This window comes from Alloyangia pacifica (assembly GCF_900116195.1).
GTDB classification, from domain to species: domain Bacteria; phylum Pseudomonadota; class Alphaproteobacteria; order Rhodobacterales; family Rhodobacteraceae; genus Salipiger; species Salipiger pacificus.
In genome coordinates this window covers 25864-52841 of sequence record NZ_FOZW01000016.1, presented here as the reverse complement: position 1 = coordinate 52841, position 26978 = coordinate 25864, and the positions used below count along the sequence as shown (strand labels likewise).

Here is a 26978-nt window from a genome sequence, read left to right as displayed (position 1 = left end):
AGCGCCGGCCCGTGGCAACGGGCCGGCGCTGTGCTGGCAAGCTTCTTGGTACAGGCTGGATCAGTCGGTGATCGAGCCTTCCTCGTCGCCGCGCTCATGCATCTTGCTGCGCACCAGGCGGCCGACGATCAGCGGCATGACGAAGCCGATGATGGCGATCGCCCAGAGCGTCAGCGCCAGCGGGCTATCGACGAGGGTGAACCAGTCGCCGTTGTCGATGGTGATCGCGCGGCGCAGGTTGTTCTCCATGGTGTTGCCGAGCAGCGTGCCGAGGATGATCGGCACCAGCGGCACGTCGAGCTTGCGCAGCGCCCAGCCCATCACGCCGAAGCCGATCATCACCAGCAGGTCGAAGCTCGAGCCCGAGATGCCGTAGATGCCGACAAAGCTGACCATTGCCACGATCGGCATGAGGATGCGCGGCGGCACCATCAGCACGCGGGTGAAGATGCCGACCATCGGGATGTTCAGCGCCAGCAGCATGAAGTTGGCGATGAAGAGCGCGGCGATCAGGCCCCAGACCACGTCGGGGTTCTGGGCAAAAAGCAGCGGGCCGGGGGTGATGTTGAGCGACAGCAGCACCGCCAGCAGCACCGCCGTGGTGCCCGAGCCGGGAACGCCGAGCGCCAGCATCGGCACCAGTGCGCCGCCGGCAGCAGCGTTGTTGCCCGCCTCGGGGGCCGCGACACCGCGCGGATCGCCCTTGCCGAAGGTGCCTTCCTTGTCCACCAGGCGCTTCTCCATCGAGTAGGAGATGAACGAGCCCAGCGAGGCGCCCGCGCCCGGCAGCACACCGGCGATGAAGCCGAGGATCGAGGTGCGCAGCATGGTCGGCGTGCACTGCTTGATCATCGACAGCGGCGGGGTCAGCCGGCCGAGCTTGAGCTGGCCCGAGTTGGCGTCCGAGCCGCCGTGACGGTGCTCGAGGAAGATGAAGACTTCCGACAGCGCGAAGAGGCCGACGATGGCGACGAGGAAGTCGAGACCATCGTAGAGGTGCACCTCGCCGAAGGTGAAGCGCGGCACGCCGGTCTGGGTGTCGACGCCGATCATCGCGAGGCCGAGGCCGAGCATCGCGGCAAAGGCCGATTTCGCCTGGTTGGTCGAGGAGACCCCGCCCAGCGTCGCGAAGGCCAGCGCGAAGAGCGCGAAATATTCCGCCGGGCCGAACAGCAGCGCGATCTTCACCAGCTGCGGTGCCAGCAGGATCAGGCCCCAGGTGGCGATGAAGGCACCGACGAACGAGGCGATGCCCGAGAGCGAGAGCGCCTCGCCGGCCATGCCCTTCTTGGCCATCGGGTGGCCGTCGAGCACGGTCATCATCGCCGGCTCGTCACCGGGAATGCCGAGCAGGATCGAGCTGATCCGGCCGCCGTACATCGCGCCATAGTAGACCGAGGTCAGCAGGATCAGCGACGGCGTCGGCCCGAGGCCCAGCGTGAAGGCCAGCGGGATCAGGATGGCGACGCCGTTGGACGGGCCGAGGCCCGGCAGCGCGCCCATGATGGTGCCGAGAAAGCAGCCCAGCAGCGCGAGGCCGAGGTTCTGCAGTGTGAAGGCGACGGCGAAACCGTCTCCGAGGTTGGCAAGAACGTCCATGGTGGCCTCCTCCTCAGAAACCCAGCGGGCCACGGGCCAGCGACAGCCCCAGCACAAGATGGAAGATCACGTAGATGCCGACCGAGGTCAGCACGCCGATCAGCAGCGACGAGAGCGCCGGGCTGCCGAGCCGCCAGGTGAGGTAGCTCGCCGCCACGGCGGTGGCGATCACGAAGCCCGCGACGGGCAGGAATTGCGCGTAGAGGATCATCACCACGATCGCGGCGAGGATCTCGACCAGCCGGCCCAGCGAGGGCCACACCGGCTCGGCATCGGGCTTGAGCGCGATGAAGATCGACGAAATGCCGAGAATGGTGGCGATGATCAGCGGGAAGGCCTTGGGACCGACCTCGTCAGAGAGGAAGCTTTCCTCGATCTGCAGGGCCGCCCAGGCGAAGAAGATGGCGAGCGCCAGGCCGAAGAGGCCGAAGATGCGGTCACTCATGGTGTCCCCCGGAATTTGAGTGGAAAGGTAGAATTGGACGGCGGGCCCCCGGAGTGACAGGGGCCCGCCGAGCATTGCGTGGGATCAGGTCACTTGATGATGCCGATCTCGCGCGAGATGTTCTGGATCTCGCTCACGCTGTCGGTGACGAACTGCTCGAACTCGGCGCCTTGCAGATCAAGCGGGGCAAGGCCGTTGTTGGCCATGATTTCCTGCCACTCGTCCGAGGCGTAGAGTTCGCCGATCTTCGCCGCCCATGCGTCATAGGCCGCGTCGCTCATGCCGGCGGGGGCGTAGAAGCCGCGCCAGTTGGCGCCGATGGCGTCGACGCCCTGTTCCTTGGCGGTCGGGAAGTCGGCGAAATCGCCTTCCAGACGCTCGGGTGCGAGCACCGCGATCACCTTGATGTCGCCCGAGTCGACGAAGCCCTTGGCTTCCGATGCGTCGCCGGTGAAGGCCTGCACCGAGCCCGCGAGCAGCTGCGTCACAGCCTCGCCGCCGCCATCGAAGGCGACGTATTTGACCTTGCGCACGTCCTCGACGCCGTAGGCCGAAGCCGCGATCAGCACCTTCAGGTGGTCCCAGCCGCCCACGGCCGAGCCGCCGGCCACGGAGACCGAGCGCGGGTCCGCCTTGATCATGTCAAGCAGCTGCGGCAGCGTCTCGATCTCGCTGTCGGCCGACACCGCGATCACGCCATAGTCGGCCCCGATCGAGGCAACCCAGCGCACCTGGTCGGTGGTGTTGCCCGGGTAGGCGCCCTGCGCAAGCCGGGTTGCGGTGGCCGAGCTCGCGGCGACGATCAGATCGTTGTCGTCCGCGCGCTTGTTGACCACCTCGGCAAAGGCCACGCCGCCGCCGCCGCCGGCCACGTTGACGACCTGCATGGTCTTGTCGATCAGACCAAGGTCCTGCAGCTCCTTGCCGACCTGGCGGCAGGTGAAGTCCCAGCCGCCGCCGGGGTTGGCAGGCGCGATGCACTCGGGGTTCTCGGGAGTGAAGTCCTGGGCCTGCGCGGCAACGGCCGAGACGCCAAGAACGGTCGCGGCGATCAGGCCGCGGGTTGCATTGATAAACATGGTATCCTCCTCATGCTCGGCCACCGAACCGATACGCGCCGGCGCCGTCGTCTCCCCGCGAAACCCGACTGCGCTTTGCAGCCTCCCCGGTTGCGGGTTAAGACGTGTCTCTAAGCCACGAAGCTGTCGCGAACCTGTCAGAGTCCTGTTAGCGCAAGCGGACGCTTCGTAAGCCAGAGAAAGGTACGAGTGCCATGCGTGTCCTGATGGTGGAGGATGCCAGCGATCTGGCCGAGGGTGTCGCCGCGCGGCTGGCGCAAACCGGCATCGTCTGCGACGTCGCGGACTGCCTCGAGGCCGCCCGGGATTTCCTCGCGGTGCAGGGCTATGACGCCATAGTACTCGACATCAACTTGCCCGACGGCTCCGGCCTGCGCTTCCTGCGCGAGCTGCGCGCCTCGGGGGCGCGTACCCCGGTGCTGATGCTTACCGCGCTGATCTCGGTCGATGACCGGGTAAGCGCGCTCGACCTCGGCGCCGACGACTATCTCGGCAAGCCCTTCGACCAGCGCGAACTCGAGGCACGGCTGCGCGCCCTGATCCGCCGCGAGGCCGAGCAGAAGGGGGCCGAGACCGTGCTCGGCCCGCTCGCCTTCTCCCCCGCCGGGCAGAGCGCCACACTGAACGGCACGCGGCTCGACCTCACCGCGCGCGAGGCGGCGCTGCTCGGCGTCCTGCTGCGCCATCAGGGGAACTTCCTGAGCAAGACCCGGCTCTACGATTCCCTGTACGGGTTCGGCGACGCCGACGTGGGGGTGAACGCCATCGAGCTCTACGTCGCCCGGCTGCGCAAGAAGCTCGCCGGCAGTGGCGTGAGCATCGCCACCCAGCGTGGCATCGGCTACCGGATCGGCCTCGATGACTGACAGCCCGCCGCTGCCGCCCCGCCGACCGACCCGCCTGCCCTCGAGCCTCGCGGCGCGGGTGCTCAAGGCGGTGCTGCTGATCCTGCTCGCAGGCGGGCTGCTGGTGGCCGGCTCGACGCTCTACAACGGACGGCTCGCGGCGCGGCAATCCTATGACCGCATCCTGCTGGGCGCGGCGCAGGACATCGCCGGCTCGATCCGCATCCAGAACGGGCGGCCCCTCGTCGACCTGCCGGTTTCGGCCTTCGAGTTGCTGGCGCAGGCACCCGACGACCGCATCCACTATTCGGTGCGCGGCCCGAGGGGCAGGCTGATCACCGGGCTCGACGAGACCGACATCGCCCCGCCCGCGCGACGCAGCGGTGGCGTCGCGCCGGAGTTCTTCGATGCCCGGCTGAACGGCGAGCCCGCACGCTTCGTACGGGTGACCCGCCGCTTCGCCGAGCGTGACTTCTCGGGCGGCATCTCGGTCACCGTCGGCCAGACCCTGCGCGCGCGCCAGGCCATGGCCGTCGGCCTGACCCTCGACACGGTGCTGCCGATGCTGCTCGCCGGTCTGGCGCTGCTGGTCATGTCCTGGATCGTCATCCGCTCAGCCCTGCGCCCGCTCGAGGCCTTGTCCGAAGACCTTGCCGGGCGCGATCCCTACGACCTGACGCCGGTGCCCACCGAGGGACTGCCGCGCGAGCTGACGGTGATGCTCGAGGCGATGAACCGTTTCATGGGCCGGCTCGACCGCCAGATGGAGGGCATGCGCCACCTGATCTCGGATGCCGCCCACCAGCTGCGCACCCCGGTCGCGGCCATCCGCGTGCAGGCCGAGGCGATGCAGGACCAGCCCGACGCCGGATTGCGTGAGCGCGCGCTGACCCGGCTGCTTGCCCGCACCCGCTCGCTCGGCACCCTGCTCGACCAGCTGCTGTCCCGCGCCCTCGTCAGCCACCGCACGGAAAGCGCCCCCCGCGCCCCGCTCGACCTGCGCGAGGTGGCGCTGGAGGTGGTCGAGCGCGGTGACCACGAGCTTCTCGCCCCCGCAGCCGAGCTGCGGCTGGAGATCGGCGAGGACCCGGTGATGGTCCGCGCCGACGCCTTCTCGGTCGGCGAGGCAGCCAAGAACCTACTGGTCAACGCGCTCAAGCACGGGCAGACGCCCATCGCCATCGGGGCCGAGCGGCGCGGCTCCGAAGCGGCGCTCTGGGTGATGGACGCGGGTCCCGGCCCCGCCCCCGAGATCGCCGCCCGCCTCGGCCAGCGCTTCGAGCGCAGCGCCACCTCGCGCGAGGACAGCGCCGGGCTCGGCCTCGCCATCGTCGCCTCTGTGGCCACCGCCTTCGGCGGACGGGTCGCGCTGGAATACCCCGGTCAGGGATTCCGCATCGCCCTGCTGCTGCCCGCCGCCCCCGACGACGCGGAGGTATCATGACCGAGCGCGCCGACCGATCCCTGCCCTGCAGCCCCAGACCAGACGCCCCGCGCGACAGGCCAATCAAACGGCCAGACAAGGGGCCAGACAAGGGGCCAAAAACCATGAGCCACATCATGATCCGCCACCTGCCCGCGCTGCTGCTGGCGCTGCTTTGTCCCCTCGCCGCCGCCGCGCAGGAAGGGGTCGCCAGCTTCGGCGAGGGCGACACCGAGATCACCCTGCGCTCGACCACCGACATCGCCATCATCCGCCCGCTTATCGAGCGTTTCACGGCGACCAATCCCGACCTGTCGGTGCACTATGAACAATGGGGCTCGAACAATCTCTTCACCAACAGCCGCGCCGCCTGCGACGGCCGCGCCGAACCCGCCGACGCCCTGCTCTCCTCGGGCGCGCACCAGATGCTCTGGCTGGTGAATGCCGCCTGCGCCCGGCCCTACCGCTCACCCGCCACCGAGGCCCTGCCCGAGCAGCGGCGCTGGCGCGACGAGCTCTGGGGAATCACCGAGGAGCCGGCGGTGATCATCTACAACACCGAGGCGCTGGATGCAGAGGACGTGCCGCGCACCCGCTTCGCCCTGCTCGACCTGATGCGCAAGAAGCCCGAGCTGCTGCGCAGCCGCATCGCCACCTACGACATCGAGGACTCGGGGCTGGGCTATCTCTTTGCCCATGCCGACAGCCTCGAGGCGACCACCTTCGGCGCCATGCTCGAGGCCTTTTCGCGGATCGGGGCGATCGCCACCTGCTGCTCGCTGTCGATCATCGAGGGCGTGTCCGAGGGACGCTACTACATCGCCTACAACGTGCTCGGCTCCTATGCCGAGGCCCGCGCCGCCGAGAATGTCGGGATCATCCTGCCCGAGGATTACACGCTGATGATGACCCGCAGCTTCGTGATCCCGCGCAATGCCCCGCACCCGGAGGCGGCGCAGCGGCTGCTGGACTTCCTGCTGTCGCCCCCGGCGCAGGAAATGCTGCGCGAGCTCGGGCTGATCGCCGCCAGCGACCCGGCCGAGACAAGCCTGCTTCCAAGCGCCCGGCGGCTCATCTCGCTGTCGCCGCCACTCTTGCTGGCGCTCGACCGCAGCACCCGCGAGCGGCTGTTCCGGCTCTGGGACGAGGCCTTTTCCGCCGACGCTGGATGAGCTATCAAGGGCGTCTGCACCGCAGCCCGGCGTCGGGCTGCATCAAGGACACGAGGACAGGTCGATGATCCACGGGGCGATGATGTGCGGAGCCATGATGCGACACGCCATCCTTGGTGCCGCGATGTTGGGGCTGGCAGCCTGCGCCGCGAAGCAACCGACAGAGGCCGAGGTCCTGACCGTGGCCTGCTCGGCGGGCATCAACGAGGCCTGCGGCTATCTCGCGCGCGGAATGTCGGTCACCGGCGCGCCGCTCTGAACCGCTGCCCCGCCGGGTTTCCGGCACCGCACCCTCTCGGGCAGATGTTCAGCTCAGAACTTCCACATGGTGGAAATATCCCGGGGGAGCCCGCGCAGCGGGCGGGGGCAGAGCCCCCTTCTTCCTGACCTACATAACCCCAATGTAGGCGAACGCCGCGTCGTCGCGCCAAGAGTGACGCGGGGCGACCGGGACCGCCCCGCGCAGCGGATCAGGCCGCCGGCATCCGCCGCTCGACGATCTCCGCCCACCATGAGCAGCCTGCCGGGATCGCTTCGTCGTTGAAGTTGTACTGCGGGTGATGCACCGCCGCCGTGTCGCCATTGCCGACGAGGATGTAGGCACCCGGGCGCTCCTCGAGCATGAAGGCGAAATCCTCGCCGCCCATGACCAGCGGCGCCTCGGCGCAATCGCCGGAGACGGCGCGGGCGACCTCGGCGGCGAACTCGGTCTGCTCCTCAGAGTTGACCATCACCGGGTAGTTGCGGGTGTAGTCGATGGTGGCCACGCAGCCGAGCGCCGTTGCCATGCCGGTGCAGATCTCGGTGATCCGGGTCTCGGCGAGGTCGCGGTTCTCCGGTGCCAGCGTGCGCACGGTGCCGCGCAGCGTGACCCGCTGCGGGATCACGTTGAACGCTTTCGACGAGGTCTCGAAGCTCGTCACCGACACGACGATCTCGGTCACCGGGTTGGCGTTGCGCGCGGCGATGGTCTGCAGCCCGGTGACGATCTGCGCCGAGGCCACGGTCGGGTCGATGGTCTCATGCGGCTTGGCGGCATGTCCACCCTTGCCCTCGATGGTGACCTCGAAGACATCGGTGGCGGCAAAGAAGGCGCCGGGCCGGATCGAGAAGCTGCCGGTGGGCAGCCCCGGCCAGTTGTGCATGCCGTAGACCTCCTGGATGTTCCAGCGCGCCATCATGCCGTCGTCGCACATTTCCTTGCCGCCGCCGCCGCCTTCCTCTGCGGGCTGGAAGATCACCACGGCGGTGCCGTCGAAGTTGCGCGTCTCTGCGAGGTACTTTGCAGCGCCCAGCAGCATCGCGGTATGGCCGTCATGGCCGCAGGCGTGCATCGCGCCCGGGGTCTTCGAGGCATAGTCGAGGCCGGTGTCCTCGAGGATCGGCAGCGCGTCCATGTCGGCGCGCAGCCCGATGACCTTGCCCGAGCCGTCCGTCTTGCCCTTGATCACGCCGACGACGCCGGTGCGGCCGATGCCGGTCACCACCTCGTCGCAGCCGAACTCCCGCAGCTTTTCCGCCACCAGCGCCGAGGTGCGGTGGGTCTCGAAGAGGATCTCGGGGTTCTCGTGGAGATCGCGGCGCCAGTCGGTGATCTCGGACTGGAGCTCGGCAAAGCGGTTCTTGACGGGCATGGAAGGGCGTCCCTGTTGTTTGATCATATTTCGCGGAGAGCCTGCCACCGGCGCATGGGCGTGGCAAGCGGCGGCGCGGAGTGACCCGAGGGAAGACTGGGCGCGCCACCGCGCAGCTCAGCGCCCCGCCGCGCCAGTCAGAGGTTCGGCCCCGGCACCAGCTTGCTGCCATCAGAGAACCGCGCAAGGCGGAATCGCGTCAGGTCATGGCCCGTGTCCCTGCCATGCACCATGTCAGCCACCACCCGGCCGAAGCCCGGCCCGATGCCGAAGCCATGCCCGCACATGCCCGTCGCCACGATCAGCCCGGGGATCTGCGCCACGTGATCCACCACCGGCACCACGTCGGGCATCACGTCGATCATCCCCGCCCAGCTCGCCTGCAGCGGCACCTCGCCCATCTGCGGGAAATGCTGCGCGAACTGCGCGCGGGTCGACGCCACCTTGCCGGCGTTGGGATCCGGCGAGAGGATGCGCATCCGCTCGAAGGGGCTCTCCTCGTCATCGCGCCAGCTGCGCGCCGTGCCCCAGGCGTCGGGATAGCCCGCCGGAGCCTTCGCCCGGAAGTGCACGTCGAAACTGCCCTGTCGCGCCAACGTCAGGTAGGGCCGTGCGTGACGCACTGCGTCGGGGCCGAGGAACAGCTCGGAAAAGGCCGAGGGCGCCAACGTGTAGCCGCCGTCGGCCCGCGGGCGGAAGGCCAGAACATCGTCCACGGCGGCCTTGTTGACCAGTTGCGGCAGCGGCGCGGTGGCCATGGCCGTCGAGCGCACCGAAAGCTGCGGGAGCGTCACGCCGTGACGCTTGAGGAACAGCCCCGACCAGGCGCCGCCCGCGAGCACCGCCTGTTCGCAGCGCACGGTGCCCGCTTCGGTCACCACGCCGGTCACCCGGCCGCCGCTGCGTTCGAGCCCGCGCACCGCGCAGCGCTCGCGCACGAGGACCCCTTCCGCGGCCGCCAGCCGCGCAAGTTCCGGCACCGCAACCCAGGGCTCACCCTTCATGTCGGTGGGGGTGTGCAACATGCCGACCCAGGGGCTGTCGCTGGCCCCAGTCAGCGCCTTGGCCTGCGCGGCATCCAGCAGCTCCGAGCTGACCCCCAGCGGCTTCGCCTCTTCAAGCCAGCCGGCGAAACTCTCCATCTCGGCGTGGCTCTTGGCGAGATAGCCGACGCCCACGGTGCGCGTGCCGAGCCGCCCCTCGCAGAGCGCATCCAGCTCCTGCCACAGCGCCTGCGCCTCAAGGGCGATCGGGATCTCGGCCATGTCGCGGCCCTGTACCCGGATCCAGCCCCAGTTGCGCGAGCTTTGCTCGGCGGCAATGCGACCCTTTTCCAGCAACAGCACCTTCAGCCCGGCGCGATTGGCAAAGAGCGCGGTGCAGGTGCCGATAACCCCGCCGCCGATGACCACGAGATCGACGGCCTCGGGCAGATCGCCGCCATGTTCGGCCGGGATCACCTCCCGGAAGGGAAACACCGCGCTCATGCCAGCCGCTCCAGGAGCTTCTCCATGAACTCCTGCCCCGCCTGCAGCTGCGAGACGGCAATCGACTCGTTTGGCTGGTGTGCGATGCCGATGTCGCCCGGCCCGCAGACCACGACGTCATAGCCGCCGTTCTGGAAATGGCTGGCCTCGGTGCCGTAGCTGACGTGGCGCATGCCGTTGTCGCCGGTGATCTGCCGCACCAGCTCCTCGGCGCGGTTGCCTTCGGTCGGCGCGAAGGGCGGCAGGTGGAAGGCGTCCCGCACTTCGATCCACGCCTCCGGCCGCACCGCCTGCATCTGCGCATTGAGCTCGGCGACCTTGGCCATCAGCTTCGCCTTCCAATCCGCCGGGTCCTCGCCGGGCACGATGCGGAAGCCGAGCGGGAACCAGCAGTCCTTGGCGGTGATGTTCTGCGCCGTGCCGCCGCGGATCTGGCCGACGTGGACATTGGTATGGGGCGGCTCGAACAGCGCAGCCACCGGCCCCGGCTCGGCCGCCGCGTTCGCGGCGTTGACCTCGTTGCACCAGTCGATCAGCTTGACACCCCACATGATCGCCGAAACCCCGGTTTCGAGGATCGAGCTGTGCACCTCGACCCCGTGCACGTGAACCTCGAAACTCATGCCGCCCTTGTGACCGGTGACCGGCTTCAGCATGGTCGGCTCACCGACGATCACCGCATCGGCCTTGGGCACCACGCCCTGCATCGCCGCCACCAAGTCGATCGCCCCCTCGCAGCCGGTCTCCTCGTCGTAGCTGAACGCGAGCTGCAAGGGCCGTGTCACGCCCCGGTAGCGTGCCTCGACCAGCGCCCAGATCGCCAGCGCATCAAAGGCCTTCATGTCCGTGGAGCCGCGCCCGTAGAGCCGCCCCTCGCGCTCGGTGAGAACCCAGGGGTCCGTCGACCAGTCCTGCCCTTCGACCGGCACCACGTCCGTGTGGCCCGACAGCACCACACCGCCTGCGACCTCGGGGCCGACATGGGCGAAGAGCGCCGCCTTCAGCTCGGGTTCGGAGGGCTTCGCATGGCGATGGCTCTCGATGCCGTGGCTTGCGAGGTACGCCTCGGTCCAGCCGATCAAGTCGAGGTTGCTGCCGGTGCTGACGGTGGGAAAGGAGACGAGCTTTTCCAGAAGCGCGCGCGGGGTAAGCCGGGGGGTCATGGGGAGTCCTTGGTCTGTCTTCAGGGCAGACCTAAGCCTGCCTTGCCTCCGACCACAAGGGGTCCACCTGCCCCGCCCCCGGCACGCCCGGCGTGCTAAGCCTCACCTGCCCGATCTTCAGGCCCGATCTTCAGGCCCGATCTTCAGGTCCAGTCGTCAGGCCCGCGCCACGCCCCGGCCCGAGGCCGCCCAGGCCAGCCCGTCGACCACCGCGGTGAACGCCTCGGAGCGGCGCAGCGCCGCACCGGGGCAGACCGCGCGCGCCTCGTCTTCGACCAGCGCCATCAGGCTCGAGCCGCCGACCAGCACCACGCTGTCGACCTGCATGGGCGAGACCTGCGCCAGCATCAGCGTCTCGTAGATCGCCATGCGCAGCGCCTCGCGGGCCTCGGAGAGCGCCGCGTTGAGCGTCCCCGCCGTCACTCGCGCGCCCAGCCCCGGCGCGATCATCCCCATGGCGATCTCGGCCCCCGCCGCACCGGAGTTGGCGGCGATCTTGCCGCGCTCCACCGCAAAAGCCAACTCGTGGCCCAGCTCGTCGACGATCACCGTCTGCAGCCGCTCCATGCCCTCCGGCTCCACCGCATGGCGCCGCATGTCCTCCACCGCCCGCTCGGTGTCGCGGGTGTAGAGGAAGGGGATCTTGGCCCAGGTCGACAGGTCCACGTAGAGCGCATTCGGCACCGGCAGCAGCCCCTCGCCGAAATCGCGGCGCAGCTGGCCGCCCAGCCCCAGCAGCGGCATGGCGTGGCGCATGGAGACCGCGTGGTCGAAATCCGTGCCGCCGAGCCGGATGCCATGGCTGGCGGTGATCGCGATGCCGCTTCCCTCGCTGCGGAAGACGGTGAAATCCGAGGTGCCGCCGCCGATGTCGACGATCAGCCCGGTGCCGCCCGTGCCCTCGGCAATGCGGCTCGCCAGCGCCGCCGCCTCCGGCTCGAACATCATCTCGACGCCCTCGAAACCCGCCGCGAGGTAGCACCCTCGCAGGTCTTCCTCGGCCTTCGCGTCGCGCTCGGCGTCACCGGAGTGGAAATGCACCGGCCGGCCCGACAGCGCCCGGGTGAACCGCCGGCCGCTCTGCGCTTCCGCCCGTGTCTTCATCTCCACGAGAAAGGCGGTGACGATCTCGGCCAGCGTCCGGCGCTTGCCGCCGATCAGCCGCTTCTCGTGAAAGAGCGCGGTCCCGAGCACGCTTTTCAGCGCGCGCATGTAGCGCCCCTCCTCCCCGGCGATCAGCGCCTCCGAGGCCGCCGCGCCGATGCGCATGCCGCCCTCCTCGGGAAAGAACACGGCGGTGGGCAGGGTCTCGGCCCCGGCCTCGATCTCCAGCAGGCGCACCGCGCCGTCCTCGACGATCCCCGCCGCCGAGTTGGAGGTCCCGAAATCGATCGCCAGGCAGTCGCCGCCCGCAAAGCCCGCATCAGCCATGACATGCTCCCCGAAGATGGAAAGCCGCCCGGCTACCGAAAACCCCAACCGGGGGCAAGAGCGAAACGCCTGCCCCTTCGTCTAGACGGAAATATGCCGAGGGAGTCCGCACCAGCGGACGGGGGCGGAGCGCCCGATCGTCGTCTCACATGCGTGTCGCGCAGCCGGGGGCAGCGCCCTCTCATGCCGGACGGATCTCGCTCCGCAAAAACCGGAGGCCGAGGCGCCTCCGGGTGGCCGTGCGGCGAGGGGATCAGCCCTTCGCCGCGGCTTTCTTGTCAGCCTTTGCCGCGTCCTTCTGGTCCGCCGGCAGCTCGATGTTGATCTCGAGGCTGGAGACGTCGCCGATGGAATCCATCCGGATTCCAACGGCATCGTCGCTCACCTGCACGTAGCGCTTGATCGCTTCGACGATGTCGCGCTGGAGCATCGGCAGGAAGTCGGCGCTGGGACCCGACCCGCGCTCATGCGCGAGCAGGATCTGCAGCCGCTCCTTGGCCTGGGTCGAGGACTTGGGCTTGCGGTTGAAGGTGAACCCGAAAAGATTCATGCGCTCCTCCCGAAGAGACGTGACATCAGCCCGGGGACCTTCTCGCCTTCGATCTTCATCGGGAGGTCCTCGCCGTCGAGGCGCGCGACGGCTTCCTCGTAGGCGGTGGCGGCGCGGGACTTCTCGTTGAGGATCACCGGCACGCCGACGTTGGAGGCGCGCAGGACCGCCGGGCTTTCCGGGATCACACCGAGCAGCGGGATCGCGAGGATTTCCAGCACGTCCTCCACCGACATCATCTCGCCGTCGCCCGAGCGTTTCGGGTCGAAGCGGGTGAGCAGCAGGTGGCTCTTGATCTGGTCTTCCTCGCCGCGCTCGGCGCGGGCGGTCTTCGAGCTGAGCAGCCCGAGCATGCGGTCACTGTCGCGCACCGAGGACACCTCGGGGTTGGTCACCACCACGGCCTCGTCGGCGTAGTACATGGCCAGCTGCGCGCCGCGCTCGATGCCCGCCGGGCTGTCGCAGATGATGTAGTCGAACTCCTCGCGGAGCTCGTTCAGCACCTTCTCGACGCCTTCCTGGGTCAGCGCGTCCTTGTCACGGGTCTGCGAGGTCGGCAGCACGTAGAGGTTGTCGAGCCGGCGGTCGCGGATCAGCGCCTGGTTCAGCTTGGCGTCGCCCTGGATCACGTTGATGAAGTCGAAGACCACGCGGCGCTCGCAGCCCATGATCATGTCGAGGTTGCGCAGACCCACGTCGAAGTCGATCACGACGGTGCGGTGCCCGCGCGAGGCGAGACCGGCGCTGATGGCGGCCGAGGACGTGGTCTTGCCCACGCCACCCTTGCCCGAGGTCACAACGATTACTTTGCTCACTGGCGGCTCCTGTTGAATGCCGAGGTTATCCGAACGGCGCGACGATCAGCCGCTCGTCCTCGAGGTAAATCTGCACCATCTTGTGGCGGACATCGGCGCCGAGGCTGTCCGAGGTCCGGTAGAGACCGGCGATGGCCAGCAGCTCGGCGTCGAGCGACTGGCAGAAGATGCGGGCGTTCTCGTCACCGTCGATGCCGGCAAAGGCCCTACCGCGCATGCGCCCGTAGACGTGGATGTTGCCGGCGGCGAAAAGCTCGGCGCCCGAGCTTACCGGGCCGACCACGGTCAGATCGCCCTTGTCGGCGATCACCGTCTGGCCCGAGCGGACCGGCATGGTGACGATCTTGTTCTCCGGCGCGACGCGCTGCGGGATCGGCGCGGGTTCCGGCTCCGGCGCAGGCGCGGGCTGCGCCTCGGGCATCGGAGGGCGTTCCTGGAACACCCGGCTCGGGCGTTTCTGCTCGGAACTGGGCAGCGCCCCGCGCAGCGGCGCATCGCGCCCGCCGGTCACCGAGATCAGCCCCAGTCCGGCGGCGGCGGCGCGCAGCGCCTCGTCCCCGCCCTGCACACCGAAGACCGCGAGTTCGCGCCTGCGCAGGTCGGCGACCAGCTCGGTCAGCGCCTCGGGGGTCACCTCGGCCTGGGATTGTTCGAGATCGATGATCACCGGCGCGTCGGTGAAGAAGTTCGGTGTCTTCTCCAGCCGGTCGGCCAGCATCTCGTAGAACCGGGCGTCCGGCGCCGTGCTCAGGCGCAGGGCCAGAGCGGTCAGGAACCGCCCCCGGAACTGGAAGGGTTTCAGTGTCGTCCCGACACCATCGATGTTGCCGCTGGCGACGTCTGTCTGCACGCTTGTTCTTAGCCTTCTGCTCTCGGGCCTGGCACAGATTCGTGTCTGTGCTTCGTTGCATCGTGCATAATCATCCCACGTCCGGGGATCCACCTCCAAGCCCTAATTTTCTCGTCATCGGCAGAGAAATGCCGTGACGGGACCACAACCCTTAGTAGCCGGACGCCGAAGTAAGCACGAAATGATCCGGGCCGACCTCCTGGTACACGTTCGGCTCCGGTTCGTATCCGACCGGGTGAATTGGCGACGGGATGGGCTTGAAATTGAGGTCCTTCTCGGACTTGCGGCGGCGCGGATCGGCGATCGGAACAGCCGACATCAGCGCCTTGGTATAGGGGTGCTGCGGGTTCTCGAAGACCGCCGCACGCGGGCCGATCTCGACGATCCGGCCAAGGTACATCACCCCCACTTTGTGGCTGACGCGCTCGACCACCGCCATGTCGTGGCTGATGAAAAGATAGGACAGTCCCAGCTCGGCCTGCAGTTCCATCATCAGGTTGACCACCTGCGCCTGCACCGACACGTCGAGCGCCGAAACCGCCTCGTCCGCGACGATCAGCTTGGGGTTGAGCGCAAGCGCGCGGGCGATGGCGATGCGCTGGCGCTGACCGCCCGAGAGCTCGTGCGGGAAGCGGCGCATGAAGCTGCGCGGCAGCTCGACCCGGTCGAAGAGCATGGCGACGCGGTCCATCATCTCCTTGCCCTTGTGCGAACCGAAATTCCGCATCGGTTCCGCCACCTGATCGGCGAGGTTCATCTGCGGGTTCAGCGAGGCAAAGGGATCCTGGAAGATCATCTGCATCTCGCGGCGTTCATCGCGCAGCATGTTCGGGCCAAGCCCCATCACGTCGACGCCGTCAAGAACCACCCTGCCCTTCTGCGGCTCGACAAGGCGCAGGATCGAGCGCCCGCAGGTGGACTTGCCGCAGCCGGATTCGCCGACGAGGCTGAGCGTCTGGCCCTTGTTGACGGTGAAGCTGACATCCTCGACCGCGTGCACATTCGCCACGGTCCTGCGGAAGAAGCCGCCCTTGACCGCGAAACGGGTGGTCAGCCCCTCGACAGTCAGCAGCGGCTGGTCGGTGCCGGGGATCGGCTTGATCTCGTCCTGCTCGCGGCCCAGCAGGCGCATGGGTTCGGGCAGCGCCTTGCCGCGCATCTCGCCGAGCTTCGGCACCGCGGCGAGCAGCGCCTGGGTATAGGGGTGCTGCGGGCGCTCGAAGATCTCCTCGACGGTGCCCTCCTCGACCTTCTTGCCGCGGAACATCACCACCACGCGGTCGGCCATCTGCGCAACGACGGCCATGTCGTGGGTGATGAACATCACCGAGGTGCCGGTCTCGCGCTTCAGCCGATCCATCAGTGCGAGGATCTCGGCCTGGATCGTCACGTCGAGCGCGGTGGTCGGCTCGTCGGCGATCAGCAGGCGCGGCTTGCAGGCCATGGCCATGGCGATCACCACGCGCTGCCGCATGCCGCCCGACAGCTCGTGCGGGTATTGCTTTAGCCGCCGCTCGGGCTCGGGGATGCGCACCTGCTGCATCAGCTCGAGCGCCCGCGCCTGCGCCTGCTCCTTGGTCATGTCGCGGTGCACCCGCAGACCTTCGGTGAGCTGGCGTTCGACGGTGAAGACCGGATTGAGCGCGGTCATCGGCTCCTGGAAGATCATCCCGATCTCGTTGCCGCGGATATCGCGCATCACGTCCTGGGAGGCCTGCGCGAGATCAGTCTCGCCGCCCTCCTTGCGATCAAAAATTAGGCGGCCCTTGGCAATCTCGCCGCCGCCAAATTCGATCAGCCGCATCAGCGAGAGCGAACTCACCGATTTGCCAGAGCCGGATTCCCCCACGACGCAGACGGTTTCGCCCGGCCCGATATCGAAACTGACGTCTTCGACACCCGCAACCGGACCGTCTTTTGTCTCGAATTCGACGCGCAGGCGCTCGATCCGCGCGATGGGGTTGTCCAGCATTGGGGCTCTCCGTCTGTGTTGATGCAAACGCTAAAGGCAGCTTGCTCAAACTGTCAAACCCAAGCGCGGAGTGACCCAAAGGCAATGCTTGCATTTTGCGCGTGTTCTGCTTCGATGGCCGGCAAGCGGGGTGAGACGAGTGTGAAGGTCGGGCGGAAAAGCCCGGAGCCGCCACCATTTTCCCGCTGCAACAAGAAGAGACCAACCGGTCTTAGGTCGATAACAGGGAGTGACCTATGAAAACGAAGACCCTTCTTCTCGGGGCCGCCGCCAGCTTCGTGCTGGCCCCCGCCGCCGCCATGGCGGAGCGCGGCTCGGACGGGCACGTGAACATCATCTACTGGCAGGCGCCGTCGATCATGACGCCCTACCTGTCGAGCGGCACCAAGGACATCGAAGCCTCGTCGCTCGTGCTTGAGCCGCTGGGCCGCTACACCGAGACCGGCGCACTGGTGCCCTTCCTCGCCGAAGAGATCCCCACCGTCGAGAACGGCGGCGTGTCCGAGGACCTGAAGTCGATCACCTGGAAACTGAAGTCCGGCCTGCTCTGGTCCGACGGCAGCCCGGTGACCTCGGCCGACGTGAAATTCACCGCCGACTACTGCATGAACCCCGAAGGCGGCTGCGCGCAGCTGGCCAAGTTCGACCACATCGCCTCGATCGACACCCCTGACGATCTGACCGTCGTGGTGAACTTCGACGAGGCCATGCCGAACCCCTACGGCCCCTTCATGGGCGGCCAGTCCCCGATCCTGCAGAAGGCGCAGTTCGAGAACTGCATGGGCGCCGCGGCCTCGACCTGCACCGAGGCCAACTTCAACCCGATCGGCACCGGCCCCTTCGTGGTCGACGAGTTCAAGCCGAACGACGTGATCTCGCTCTCGGCGAACCCCAACTACCGTGACCCGGCGAAGCCCGCCTTCGCGACCGCCACGCTGAAAGGCGGCGGCGATGCGGAATCCGCGGCCCGCGCGGTTCTGCAGACCGGCGAGTTCGACTACGCTTGGAACCTGCAGCTGGCCCCCGACGTCCTCGCCTCCATGGCAGAAGGCGGTCAGGGCACCCCGGTCTCGGCCTTCGGCACCCTGGTCGAGCGCCTCGAGATGAACATGACCGACCCCTCGCCGAACCTGCCCGAGGGTGAGCGTTCGACCGTGGCGCATCCGCACCCGATCCTGTCCGACTTCAACGTCCGCAAGGCGCTGTCGATGGCCATCGACCGCGAGCTGCTGACCGAGATCGGCTACGGCCAGGCCGGCCGCGCCACCTGCAACCTCGTGCCCGCGCCCGAGCTCTACGCCTCGGACAACACCGAGTGTCTGACCCAGGATCTCGAAGGCGCCAAGGCGCTGCTCGAAGAAGCCGGCTGGACCGACAGCGATGGTGACGGTGTGCGTGAGAAAGACGGCGTGAAGCTGAGCCTTCTCTACCAGAGCTCGACCAACGCCGTGCGTCAGGACTTCCAGGCGCTGATCAAGGATTGGTGGCGCCAGATCGGCGTCGAGACCGAACTGCGCAACGTCGACGCCTCGGTGTTCTTCGGCGGTGACCCGGGCTCGCCCGACACCTTCCAGAAGTTCTACGCGGACGTCGAGATGTACGCGAACAACTTCGACGGCACCGACCCGCAGTCCTACCTGCAGATGTACCGCTGCGGCAACGAGCCGAAGCCGTCCTCGCAGTGGCAGGGTGAGAACATCAACCGCTTCTGCAACGAAGAGTATGATGCCCTCCTCGACGAGCTGGCCAAGACCGGCGAGCTGAGCAAGCGCGGCGAGATCGCCAAGAAGCTCAACGACATCATCACCAAGGAAACGATGACCATCGTTCCGCTGGTCGACCGTGGCCGTGTGTCGGCGCATTCCAACACGCTCGGCGGTGTGATCCTGAACACCTGGGACAGCGAGCTGTGGAACGCGGCCGACTGGTACCGCACCGAAGGCTGATCCTGTGACACGCACGCCCCCGCCCCGCGCGGGGGCGTGCCCCATTTCGGAAGGTCTGCCCGTGACCTCACCTCTCCGGAACTCCGACCTTGGCCCGCGCGGCCGGTCCCCCTTCCCGGCCGCTGCCGCCACATGGTGTCAGCCGCTGCCGCCGCACGGGCCCAACAACAAAGACACGGAATTCATGACGCACACAGCCCGCATCCATGACCGGTGCCGGACGCTGCCGCCGCTTTCGCAGCGCCGCCGCGCCAGCGCCCCCGCCCGCGAGGTCCGCCCATGCTGACCTATGCGATCCGCCGCCTCGTCCTTTCGATCCCGACGCTGCTGTTCATCAGCTTCGTGATCTTCATGCTGCTGCAGCTCGCGCCGGGCGATCCCATGGCCCAGGTGCCGCTGACCGTGCCGCCCGAGGTGAAGCAGAAGATGCGCGAGGCGCTCGGCGTCGGCGAGCCGGCGCTGGTGCAATACTGGAAATGGCTGGTGCAGGTCTTCTGGACCGAACCCAAGATCTTCATCGACTGGCTGACCCGCGACAGCTTCCTGCTCGGCTGGCTGCCCGACACGCATCTCTACCAGGGCGAGCTGCGGGTGATCTCCTGGCAGACCCGCTCGCCGGTGATGGACATCGTGCTGCAGCGCATCCCGCAGACGCTCTGGGTCGTTGGCCTGAGCTACGTGGTGGGCGTGCTGATCGCCCTGCCCATCGGCATCTACTCGGCCTACCGGCAGTATTCGGTCTTTGACCAGGCCGGGACGTTCATCACCATGGTCGGCTTCTCGATCCCGCCGTTCTTCACCGGACCGCTGCTGATCGTGATCTTCTCGGTCTACCTCGGCTGGTTCCCGTCGATCTACGACACCACCCACGTGGTGAATGACTGGGAAAGCTTCAAGTTCCAGCTCATGCAGATGATCATGCCGGTGATGGTGCTGGCGCTGCAGACCACCGCGCAGCTGTCGCGCTACATGCGCGCCTCGATGCTCGACAACCTCAACCAGGACTACGTGCGCACTGCCCGTGCAAAGGGCCTGTCGGAAGCCGTCGTGGTGATGATCCACGTGCTGCGCAACTCGATGATCCCGGTGATCACCGTGATCGCGCTCGGCGTGCCGGCGATCTTTGGCGGCGCGATCATCACCGAGAACGTCTTCAAGGTGAACGGCATCGGCCAGCTGCTGATCACCGCGCTCTTCGCCAACGACCTGCCGATGGTGATGACGCTGACCTTCATCTTTGCCGTGCTGATCGTGATGTTCAACCTGATCGCCGACATCCTCTACGGCCTTCTCGACCCGAGGATCCGCTATGACTGAGCCCGTTCCCGCATCCCCCGCCCCGATCGAGGCCCTGCGCGACAAGGGCCCGGACAAGCCGCCGCGCTCGAAGTGGAAGGACGTCTGGGCACAGTTCCGCAAGCACAAGGGCGCGATGATCGGGGCCTTCTTCCTGATCTTCATCACCCTCGGCGTGCTGGTCGGTCCCTACCTCTGGACGCTCGATCCCCAGGCTCTGGACATCCGCGCCAAGGACATGCGCCCCATCTACACCGCGCTCTGGGACAGCACGGCCAAGGTGAGCTGGGCGCATCCGCTGGGGTCTGACCAGCTGGGGCGTGACAACCTCTCGCAGCTGATCGCCGGCGGGCGCGCCTCGATGGCAGTGGGCTGGGCGGCGATGATCCTGTCGCTGGTCATCGGTGCCGGGATCGGCGTTCTGGCGGGCTATTTCAAAAAGCTCGACGGGCCGCTGATGCGCCTGACGGACCTCTTCCTATCGCTGCCGATCCTGCCGCTGCTGCTGGTTGCCGTGACGCTGTTCCGCCAGCCGCTGCGCGCCAACTTCGGCCCCGAGGGCGGCATGTTCATCCTCATCGTCACCGTGGTCGGCATCACCTCCTGGATGCCCACGGCACGCATCGTGCGTGGCGACGTGCTGGCCCTCAAGGAACGCGAGTTCGTGCTGGCGGCGCGCTCGATCGGCACCAAGCCGTTCCAGATCATCAAGCGCCACCTGCTGCCCAACGTGCTCTCGCCGATCATGGTCTCGGCGACGCTGGGCCTTGCCACGGCGATCATCACCGAGAGCGCCCTGTCGTTCCTCGGCGTGGGCTTCCCTTCGGACTTCCCGACCTGGGGCAAGATGCTGGCCGACGCCGTGGCGCGGATGGAGGACTTCCCCGAGCGGGTGATCCTGCCCGGCATCGCCATCTCGCTGACCGTGCTCGGGGTGAACTACCTCGGCGACGGTCTGCGCGACGCGCTCGACCCGCGAATCCGCGGCCGCTGAGCGGCGCATCGCGGCGACCAGGACGCAGGGCGGGAGGCAACTCCCGCCCTTTTCTTTTGGCTGGTGGCCTGCGCGTTTGACCTATGCCCGCGTCGCCACCGCCAAGTCTTGCCTGCGCGCCGCCCGCTTCCGCCTCGAGACCATAACGCGCACCAGATTCCTACCTCACCCGTCCCCGCCGCGGCCTGCCCCGGCGGGCCCTGCCCCCGGCGCCGCACGGGCGGCGAACTGGTCATGCGTATTTGGAAAGAGAAGAAGCCGGAGGAAGTCGTCCGGCGACCGCCGGCGCTTCTTCTCTTTGAAAATACGCCGGGGTGAATTGGCCGAAGGCCAAGAGGGGCAGCGCCCCTCCGCGGCCTTTCAGCCGGCAAGAGAAAGGGCGGATGGACTGGTCCCTCCGCCCTCGCGCGCAGCACGCTGCGGCGGCGCTGCTCTCAGTAGAGGCCGCCCGAGCTGAGCGTGCCGAAGGAAGCCTTCGGGCCCACCGTGGCCTTGCGTCCGGTCGAGGTGGTGACCTCGCGCGGGCGGGTCGAGCCATCGGGCTGGATCATGTCGAAGTTGCCGGTCATCGCCCAGCCACCGTCGAGCTGGATGCCGAAGAGCGGCTCCTCGCCCGAACGGAAACATTCGGCCACCACGTTCGGCCCGGTCGCGTCCGGCCCCAGCCGCGCGCCGGTGAAGCGGTCCATGTTGAGGAAGGTACAGGCCGGTGGCACCTTGAACTGGCCGCCGCCATACTTCTCGACCGCCTTGAGCATGAAGCGGTTGAACACCGGCCCGCACATGCCGCCGCCGGAGGCCCCCCGACCCAGCGGCCGCGGCGTGTCGTAACCGATGTAGCAGCCGGCGACGATGTTCGAGGTGAAACCGAGCATCCAGACGTCCTTGGCGTCGTTGGTGGTGCCGGTCTTGCCCGCGGTGGGCACCGGCAGGTTCACCGTGCGCGAGGCGGTGCCGCGTTCGACCACGCCGCGCATCATCGAGGTCAGCTGGTAGGCGGTGACCGCATCCATGATCCGGTCGCGGTTGTTGCGGATGTCGGGGCCGCGGCCCGGCGGTAGGTTGGGATCGGCGCAATCGAGGCAGGTGCGCTCGTTGCCCTTTTCGTACTCGTGGTTGTAGACGGTACGGCCGTAGCGGTCCTGCACCCGGTCGACCAGCGTCGGAGAGACCCGCTCGCCGCCGTTGGCGAACATCGCGTAGGCCGAGATCATCTTGTAGAGCGTGGTCTCGTCCGCGCCGAGCGCATTGGCCAGAACCCGTCCCATGTGATCGTAGACGCCGAATTTCTCGGCATAGCTCGCTACGGTGTCCATGCCGATTTCCTGCGCCAGGCGAATGGTCATCAGGTTGCGCGACTGCTCGATGCCGGTACGCAGCGGAGTCGGACCGTAATAGGTGTTGGACGCGTTCTTCGGGCGCCACACGCCCTGCGGCGTGTTGATCTCGATCGGCGCGTCGATGATGATCGTCGAGGGCGAGAAACCGGAGTCCAGCGCCGAGGCGTAGACGAAGGGCTTGAAGCTCGAACCGGGCTGGCGCAGCGCCTGGGTGGCGCGGTTGAACACCGAGTCCTGGTAGCTGAAGCCGCCCTGCATGGCGATCACCCGGCCGGTGTTCACGTCCATCGCCATGAAGGCCCCCTGCACGCGCGGCACCTGCCGCAGCGTCCAGCGGATGAACTCGCCGGTCTTGTCGTCGGTCATGGCGCGGACATGCACCACGTCGCCGCGCTCGAAGTTATCCTGGAAGCTGCCCTTGGCCCAGCTGATGTCGTTGCGTGGCACCACGGTCGGGCGCTCGGCGGTGTCCTCGACATTCTCGATGCCGAGCCGCATCTGCTGGTCGCCGACCTCGAGCACGACGGCCGGATACCATTGGCTGTCGAGATCGACGTCGCGCGCCACGGCCACGGAGGCGAGCGCCGCGCGCCAGTCCGCTTCCGAGCCCAGCTTCTCCTCGGGGATGGTCTTGCCCGTGCCGCGCCAGCGGCCGAGGCTGCGGTCGTAGTCCTCGAGCGCGATGCGCAGCGATTTCGCCGCTTCCACCTGCATCTCGGGGTCCAGGGTGGCGCGGACCGAGAGGCCGCCGGAGAAGAACTCGCCCTCGCCGAACTCGGTGGTCAGCTGGCGGCGGATCTCGTCGGTGAAATAGTCACGCGGCGGCAGCGAGTTCTGGTAGGGTTCGAAGTCCCCGTTCTGCACCGAGCGCAGCGGCTGCGCCACCTCGGACTCGAAGGTCGCCTCGTCGATGTAGCCGTTCTCGCGCATTTCGCGCAGCACGTAGTTGCGGCGGTCGAGCAGGCGCTCCTTGTTGCGCACCGGGTGGAAGTCCGACGGCGCCTTGGGCATCGAGGCCAGCATCGCCGCCTCGTGCGGGGCCAGCTCGGAAAGGCTCTTGTTGAAATAGGTCTGCGCCGCGGCGGTGACACCGTAGGAGTTCTGACCAAGGAAGATCTCGTTGAGGTAAAGCTCGAGAATCTTGTCCTTGCTCAGCGTCTCCTCGAGGCGCGAGGCAAGGATGATCTCCTTGATCTTGCGCTCGATCTTGCGGTCGCCGGAGAGCAGGAAGTTCTTCATCACCTGCTGGGTGATGGTCGAGGCGCCGCGCACGTCCCGGCCGCGGGTGCGCACGGCGTCGATGACGGCGGCGGCGATGCCACGCACGTCATAGCCGTGGTGCTCGTAGAAATTCTTGTCCTCGGCCGAGATGAAGGCCTGCTTCACCATGTCGGGGATCTGGTCGGCCGGGGTGAAGAGGCGCCGCTCCTGGGCGAACTCGTCGATGATCTGGCCTTCCTGCGAGTAGATCCGGCTGATCGTCGGCGGGGTGTATTGCGCCAGGCTCTCGTGGCTCGGCAGATCGCGGCCATAGATCCAGAAGATCGCGCCGATGGACAGCGCCACCGCCATCACGCCGAGGGTGATGACGCTGAATATGGCCCCGAAGAAGGAGAAGATGAACCTGGTCACAAGCAATGCCTCTTTGGATTGCAGTCCCATTATACTGCGCGCGCTCTCAGGTCAAAACACATAGGTGCCAGTCGGTGCCGGACCAGCGTCCCGGCGCTGCCGCTGCCGTGCGCCTGCGCGGGAGGTGGCCGAGGATCCCATCGGCAGGCCCCCGACCCCGCGGCGGAGCCTGCGTCCGGCTCAGCGGCATATCGGCGGATACCCCGCCCGCCGCTATGCCCGCGGCTTCCCTGCGGCTGCCCCTCCGGCCCGCCCTTCCGCCCTGCCCTGTCGTCGGCGCGTGGGCATTGCGCTACAGGGGCACCTTGCCGTCGACCGCCCACAGCGACGTGCCCGGTCGCCCTGCGTCTCGACGGCCCGGGACTGGCCCTTCCGGGAAAATACCCCATTTTAGGAGGTAGCTGTGCCACACATGCCGGAATCTGGCAGGCACGGCATCGCGCGCGGACCCGCAGCGATCTGCGTCCGGGACGGTTCCAGCGCGGCATGTTGAACTGGTTGGATTTTTGACGGAACCTTGCGGCATAGCGGTCGATGCACGCCGCAGATCGGACGGAAGATGCTGAACAGGATATTCAGACGTTCCAGGAGCACCCCCGCCACCGGGGCGGAAGAGCGCGTGCTGCCGGTCGTCTGGTTGCTCGGCAAAACCGGCGCGGGGAAGTCCTCGCTGGTCTGCGCCCTCACCGAGCAATCCGGCGCCGCGATCGGCGACGGGTTCCGGCCCTGCACGCGCTCGGCCCACAGCTACGACTTCCCGCCCGATCAGCCGCTCGTACGCTTCCTGGACACCCGCGGCCTCGGCGAGGCGGGCTATGACCCGGCAGAGGACCTCGAGGCCTGCCGCGACCGCAGCCATGTTCTGCTGGTCGTCTGCCGGCTCGACGATCCGGTACAGGGCATGGTCGCCGATGCGGTTTCGGACATCGCGCGTTCGGACAGCCGGATGCGGGCGATCCTGGTGCTGACCGGCAAGGACCTCGTGCCCGATCCGGAAGCTCTTGAGCGCGCCGAGCGCACGCTTGCCGCACGGGTGGAGCGCGCCGCGGGGCGCGAATTGCCGAGGGTCGCCCTGTCGCTGGCCCCCGGCGAGGCCAGCGACACCGAGGGGCTCGACACGCTGCGCCAGCACCTGCTGGACGCCCTGCCCGCGGCTGGCCTGCTGCTGGAGAAATCCCGCGCCGGCGATGCCGAGCAGCGCGAATTCCAGAAGCACAAGCGCTGCGTGCTGTCCTATGCCGGGGTCGCGCTGACCAGCGATCTCGCGCCGGTGGTGGGCCTGGTCGCCGTGCCCGCGACACAGCTCAAGATGCTGCACGAACTGGGCCTGCGCTACGGGGTGAAATGGGATCGCAAGGTCGCCGCCGCCTTTCTCAGCACCATGGGGCTGAGCGTAGGGGCACGCTATGCCACCAATTTCGGCCTGCGCGAACTGGCCAAGCTGATCCCGGTCTATGGCCAGACCGTGGGCGCCGCCACCGCCGGCGCGATCAGCTTTGCCACCACCTATGCGCTTGGCCGCGCCGCCGCCTATTTCCTCTACCGCAGCGCGCAGGGCAGCGCGCCCAGCGAAGAGGAGCTGCGCGCGGTCTACCAGCGTGCCTTCCGGAGGTCCTCGGATGAAGCTGACTGAGCGCCTCCGCCCGGCTTTGCTGCGCTGGGACCGGCTCTTGGCGATCGCCGCGCTGGCCTTGCCCTTCGTGGCGGCCATGCTCGCCGGCTTCGCCTGGATGATCGAACACGGCTGGCTGATCGAATTCATCGTCGGCTCGATCTCGCTCGGCGGGCTGGTCGCGCTGATCCGGCTGGCGCGGCTCTGGATGCGCGGCCGCGAGCCCGGAGCGCAGGAGACCCGGGCCGATCAGCTCCACGCCCGTATCGATCCCTCGTGGGGTGAACGCGAGATCGGTGCCTTCGAGGCCGCCCAGGACTTCATCGCGGAAAAAACCGCCAGCGCCCTGCCCTGGGAAGAGCTGCAGCCGATCGCGCAGGAGGTGGTGCAGCGGGTCGCCGCGGCCTCGGGCAAGGGCGACAAGGGGATACTCGACTTCACCGTGCCAGAGGCGCTGCTGCTGATCGACCGCGTCGCGGTGCGGCTGCGCGCGGACATCCGCGACAAGGTGCCCTTCTCCGACAGCATCTCGGTCGGCACGCTGCTCTGGCTCTGGCAGCGTCGCGACGTCGCCTGGAAGGTCAAGAAACACGGCTGGAACGCCTGGCGGGTGATCCGCGCGGTCAAGTCGCTGCCCGTTGCAGTGCTGCGCGAGATCGAGGGGGTGATCGCCGAGGGCCATTCCTCCTTTGTCACCAGCGAGGGCACGGCGATCTTGCAGGCGCTGCTGCTCGAGGAGGTGGCCGCCGCCGCGGTCGAGCTCTACTCGGGGCGGCTGCGCTTCTCCGATACCGAATTGCTCGATCTCGGGCTGGCGGCCAGCGATCTCGACCGGGCGCGGCTGGCGGCCAGCGACATGCCGCTGCGCATCGCGGTCGCCGGGCAGATCAGCGCCGGCAAGTCGAGCCTGGTGAACGCGCTGCTCGGGGCCGATCTGGCCGAGGTCGACGTGATCCCCACCACCGATGCGCCCAAGACCTACCCCACCGACTTCGACGGGGTGGAAACGATGCTGCTCGACATGCCGGGCCTCGACGGCTCCGCTCGGCTGGCGCGCACGGTCGCCGAGGAGCTTGCCCGCGCCGACCTCATCGTCTGGACCGTCCGCGCCAACCGTCCCGCGCGCGAGATCGACCGTGCCACGATTGCGATGCTGCGTGACCTGGTGTCGAACGATCCGCGGCGGCGCATGCCGCCGGTGGTGGTCGCCGTCTCCTGCATCGACGAGTTGCTGCCCGTCTGGCCCTATCCCGAAGGCCACTTGAGCGGCGAGGCGATGGAGCGCGTCACCGAGGTGGTCGCGACAGTGCAGCAGGACATCGCCGACCCGCGCGTAACCGCCAATACGATCCCCGTGGTTCTGACCGAGCCCGACTGGAACATCGACCGACTGCGCGCCCGCATCGACAGCCTCATCGGACCGGCGCTCGATACACAGCGCAACCGGCTGCGCATCGAGGCCCGGACCGGCGGCGTGCTGAAGGAGGCGGGCCGCGCCGGGCGCGGCCTGCGCGGCGCGCTCACCGCGATCGGCCGCAAGTACCGGCACGACGACGAGGCGGCGGACGGCGAGACCTGAACCCCGCCCGGCGGCAACCGCGCGCGGCGCTCATTGCAGACACATTCGCACTGCAAGACGCAAGGGAAGTCAGCCCCTTGCCCTACACCCCGGCGATGCGCCGTGCCACAAGGT

General features: G+C 67.9%; 21 protein-coding genes. 9 read left to right on the top strand and 12 right to left on the bottom strand.

The window, feature by feature from the left end; genetic code table 11:
- Positions 1 to 60: 60 nt before the first annotated feature.
- The 3 genes from BM397_RS25230 to BM397_RS25220 all read right to left on the bottom strand — a co-directional run bounded on the left by BM397_RS25230 (position 61) and on the right by BM397_RS25220 (position 3123).
- Complete coding sequence (locus tag BM397_RS25230) at positions 61 to 1599, bottom strand: tripartite tricarboxylate transporter permease (RefSeq protein WP_092429888.1); 1539 nt, start codon at positions 1597 to 1599, stop codon at positions 61 to 63.
- A gap of 13 nt (positions 1600 to 1612) precedes the next feature.
- Entirely contained in the window at positions 1613 to 2044 is a 432-nt protein-coding gene (locus tag BM397_RS25225) for a tripartite tricarboxylate transporter TctB family protein (RefSeq protein WP_092429887.1), read from the bottom strand.
- Positions 2045 to 2133: 89 nt separating this feature from the next.
- Positions 2134 to 3123, bottom strand: coding sequence for a Bug family tripartite tricarboxylate transporter substrate binding protein (locus BM397_RS25220; RefSeq protein ID WP_092429885.1), 990 nt, complete (start codon positions 3121 to 3123; stop codon positions 2134 to 2136).
- A gap of 194 nt (positions 3124 to 3317) precedes the next feature.
- Between BM397_RS25220 and BM397_RS25215 the strand changes: the two genes are divergently transcribed.
- The 4 genes from BM397_RS25215 to BM397_RS29425 all read left to right on the top strand — a co-directional run bounded on the left by BM397_RS25215 (position 3318) and on the right by BM397_RS29425 (position 6822).
- Positions 3318 to 3989: a response regulator transcription factor gene (locus BM397_RS25215; RefSeq protein WP_092429883.1), complete on the top strand. Its 672-nt coding sequence runs from the start codon at positions 3318 to 3320 to the stop codon at positions 3987 to 3989.
- Positions 3982 to 5412 carry a sensor histidine kinase gene (locus BM397_RS25210; protein WP_092429881.1) on the top strand — a complete coding sequence of 477 codons (1431 nt, stop codon included), beginning with the start codon at positions 3982 to 3984 and terminating at the stop codon, positions 5410 to 5412. The genes BM397_RS25215 and BM397_RS25210 overlap by 8 nt, the downstream gene beginning before the upstream one ends.
- A gap of 104 nt (positions 5413 to 5516) precedes the next feature.
- A complete protein-coding gene (locus tag BM397_RS25205; RefSeq protein WP_245696215.1) occupies positions 5517 to 6563 on the top strand; it encodes an ABC transporter substrate-binding protein in 1047 nt (348 codons plus the stop codon).
- Between the two features lie 97 nt (positions 6564 to 6660).
- Positions 6661 to 6822 carry a hypothetical protein gene (locus tag BM397_RS29425; protein ID WP_176806867.1) on the top strand — a complete coding sequence of 54 codons (162 nt, stop codon included), beginning with the start codon at positions 6661 to 6663 and terminating at the stop codon, positions 6820 to 6822.
- Between the two features lie 211 nt (positions 6823 to 7033).
- Here the strand turns inward: BM397_RS29425 and BM397_RS25195 are convergent, their stop codons facing one another.
- The 8 genes from BM397_RS25195 to BM397_RS25160 all read right to left on the bottom strand — a co-directional run bounded on the left by BM397_RS25195 (position 7034) and on the right by BM397_RS25160 (position 16465).
- Positions 7034 to 8197, bottom strand: coding sequence for a M20 aminoacylase family protein (locus BM397_RS25195; protein ID WP_092429875.1), 1164 nt, complete (start codon positions 8195 to 8197; stop codon positions 7034 to 7036).
- A gap of 137 nt (positions 8198 to 8334) precedes the next feature.
- Positions 8335 to 9684, bottom strand: a complete 1350-nt coding sequence (locus BM397_RS25190) for an NAD(P)/FAD-dependent oxidoreductase (RefSeq protein WP_092429873.1) — start codon at positions 9682 to 9684, stop codon at positions 8335 to 8337.
- Positions 9681 to 10847: an acetylornithine deacetylase gene (gene argE / locus BM397_RS25185; protein ID WP_092429872.1), complete on the bottom strand. Its 1167-nt coding sequence runs from the start codon at positions 10845 to 10847 to the stop codon at positions 9681 to 9683. The genes BM397_RS25190 and argE overlap by 4 nt, the downstream gene beginning before the upstream one ends.
- Before the next feature lie 156 nt (positions 10848 to 11003).
- Positions 11004 to 12278, bottom strand: a complete 1275-nt coding sequence (locus BM397_RS25180; protein ID WP_092429870.1) for an Hsp70 family protein — start codon at positions 12276 to 12278, stop codon at positions 11004 to 11006.
- A gap of 253 nt (positions 12279 to 12531) precedes the next feature.
- The gene (gene minE, locus BM397_RS25175) at positions 12532 to 12828 is read right to left on the bottom strand and encodes a cell division topological specificity factor MinE (protein ID WP_092429868.1); all 297 of its coding nucleotides are present in this window, start codon (positions 12826 to 12828) and stop codon (positions 12532 to 12534) included.
- Positions 12825 to 13643: a septum site-determining protein MinD gene (gene minD / locus BM397_RS25170; protein ID WP_092429866.1), complete on the bottom strand. Its 819-nt coding sequence runs from the start codon at positions 13641 to 13643 to the stop codon at positions 12825 to 12827. The genes minE and minD overlap by 4 nt, the downstream gene beginning before the upstream one ends.
- A 25-nt stretch (positions 13644 to 13668) precedes the next feature.
- A complete protein-coding gene (gene minC, locus BM397_RS25165) occupies positions 13669 to 14493 on the bottom strand; it encodes a septum site-determining protein MinC (RefSeq protein ID WP_092429864.1) in 825 nt (274 codons plus the stop codon).
- 151 nt (positions 14494 to 14644) lie between these two features.
- Complete coding sequence (locus BM397_RS25160; protein WP_092429862.1) at positions 14645 to 16465, bottom strand: ABC transporter ATP-binding protein; 1821 nt, start codon at positions 16463 to 16465, stop codon at positions 14645 to 14647.
- A 236-nt stretch (positions 16466 to 16701) separates the two neighbouring features.
- Here BM397_RS25160 and BM397_RS25155 point away from each other — a divergent pair, with 236 nt between their 5' ends.
- The 3 genes from BM397_RS25155 (at position 16702) to BM397_RS25145 (ending at position 20701) form a co-directional block, all read left to right on the top strand.
- Complete coding sequence (locus BM397_RS25155; protein ID WP_092429860.1) at positions 16702 to 18411, top strand: peptide ABC transporter substrate-binding protein; 1710 nt, start codon at positions 16702 to 16704, stop codon at positions 18409 to 18411.
- Between the two features lie 279 nt (positions 18412 to 18690).
- Positions 18691 to 19728, top strand: a complete 1038-nt coding sequence (locus BM397_RS25150) for an ABC transporter permease (RefSeq protein WP_092429858.1) — start codon at positions 18691 to 18693, stop codon at positions 19726 to 19728.
- A complete protein-coding gene (locus BM397_RS25145) occupies positions 19721 to 20701 on the top strand; it encodes an ABC transporter permease (protein ID WP_092429856.1) in 981 nt (326 codons plus the stop codon). The genes BM397_RS25150 and BM397_RS25145 overlap by 8 nt, the downstream gene beginning before the upstream one ends.
- A 434-nt stretch (positions 20702 to 21135) precedes the next feature.
- Here the strand turns inward: BM397_RS25145 and BM397_RS25140 are convergent, their stop codons facing one another.
- Positions 21136 to 23673, bottom strand: a complete 2538-nt coding sequence (locus tag BM397_RS25140; RefSeq protein WP_092429979.1) for a penicillin-binding protein 1A — start codon at positions 23671 to 23673, stop codon at positions 21136 to 21138.
- 619 nt (positions 23674 to 24292) lie between these two features.
- Here BM397_RS25140 and BM397_RS25135 point away from each other — a divergent pair.
- Positions 24293 to 25306 carry a YcjF family protein gene (locus BM397_RS25135; RefSeq protein ID WP_176806865.1) on the top strand — a complete coding sequence of 338 codons (1014 nt, stop codon included), beginning with the start codon at positions 24293 to 24295 and terminating at the stop codon, positions 25304 to 25306.
- Positions 25293 to 26864 (top strand): GTPase family protein, encoded by a 1572-nt coding sequence (locus BM397_RS30105; RefSeq protein ID WP_143015427.1) that lies wholly within the window; start codon positions 25293 to 25295, stop codon positions 26862 to 26864. Before BM397_RS25135 ends, BM397_RS30105 begins: the two co-directional genes overlap by 14 nt.
- Positions 26865 to 26978 lie beyond the last annotated feature (114 nt).

What these genes read in the sequence shown, in the direction of transcription:
- BM397_RS25230 (WP_092429888.1), bottom strand. Translation starts at nt 1,599, where the DNA reads ATGGACGTTCTTGCCAACCTCGGAGACGGTTTCGCCGTCGCCTTCACA.
- BM397_RS25225 (WP_092429887.1), bottom strand. Translation starts at nt 2,044, where the DNA reads ATGAGTGACCGCATCTTCGGCCTCTTCGGCCTGGCGCTCGCCATCTTC.
- BM397_RS25220 (WP_092429885.1), bottom strand. Translation starts at nt 3,123, where the DNA reads ATGTTTATCAATGCAACCCGCGGCCTGATCGCCGCGACCGTTCTTGGC.
- BM397_RS25215 (WP_092429883.1), top strand. Translation starts at nt 3,318, where the DNA reads ATGCGTGTCCTGATGGTGGAGGATGCCAGCGATCTGGCCGAGGGTGTC.
- BM397_RS25210 (WP_092429881.1), top strand. Translation starts at nt 3,982, where the DNA reads ATGACTGACAGCCCGCCGCTGCCGCCCCGCCGACCGACCCGCCTGCCC.
- BM397_RS25205 (WP_245696215.1), top strand. Translation starts at nt 5,517, where the DNA reads ATGAGCCACATCATGATCCGCCACCTGCCCGCGCTGCTGCTGGCGCTG.
- BM397_RS29425 (WP_176806867.1), top strand. Translation starts at nt 6,661, where the DNA reads ATGCGACACGCCATCCTTGGTGCCGCGATGTTGGGGCTGGCAGCCTGC.
- BM397_RS25195 (WP_092429875.1), bottom strand. Translation starts at nt 8,197, where the DNA reads ATGCCCGTCAAGAACCGCTTTGCCGAGCTCCAGTCCGAGATCACCGAC.
- BM397_RS25190 (WP_092429873.1), bottom strand. Translation starts at nt 9,684, where the DNA reads ATGAGCGCGGTGTTTCCCTTCCGGGAGGTGATCCCGGCCGAACATGGC.
- argE (WP_092429872.1), bottom strand. Translation starts at nt 10,847, where the DNA reads ATGACCCCCCGGCTTACCCCGCGCGCGCTTCTGGAAAAGCTCGTCTCC.
- BM397_RS25180 (WP_092429870.1), bottom strand. Translation starts at nt 12,278, where the DNA reads ATGGCTGATGCGGGCTTTGCGGGCGGCGACTGCCTGGCGATCGATTTC.
- minE (WP_092429868.1), bottom strand. Translation starts at nt 12,828, where the DNA reads ATGAATCTTTTCGGGTTCACCTTCAACCGCAAGCCCAAGTCCTCGACC.
- BM397_RS25160 (WP_092429862.1), bottom strand. Translation starts at nt 16,465, where the DNA reads ATGCTGGACAACCCCATCGCGCGGATCGAGCGCCTGCGCGTCGAATTC.
- BM397_RS25155 (WP_092429860.1), top strand. Translation starts at nt 16,702, where the DNA reads ATGAAAACGAAGACCCTTCTTCTCGGGGCCGCCGCCAGCTTCGTGCTG.
- BM397_RS25150 (WP_092429858.1), top strand. Translation starts at nt 18,691, where the DNA reads ATGCTGACCTATGCGATCCGCCGCCTCGTCCTTTCGATCCCGACGCTG.
- BM397_RS25145 (WP_092429856.1), top strand. Translation starts at nt 19,721, where the DNA reads ATGACTGAGCCCGTTCCCGCATCCCCCGCCCCGATCGAGGCCCTGCGC.
- BM397_RS30105 (WP_143015427.1), top strand. Translation starts at nt 25,293, where the DNA reads ATGAAGCTGACTGAGCGCCTCCGCCCGGCTTTGCTGCGCTGGGACCGG.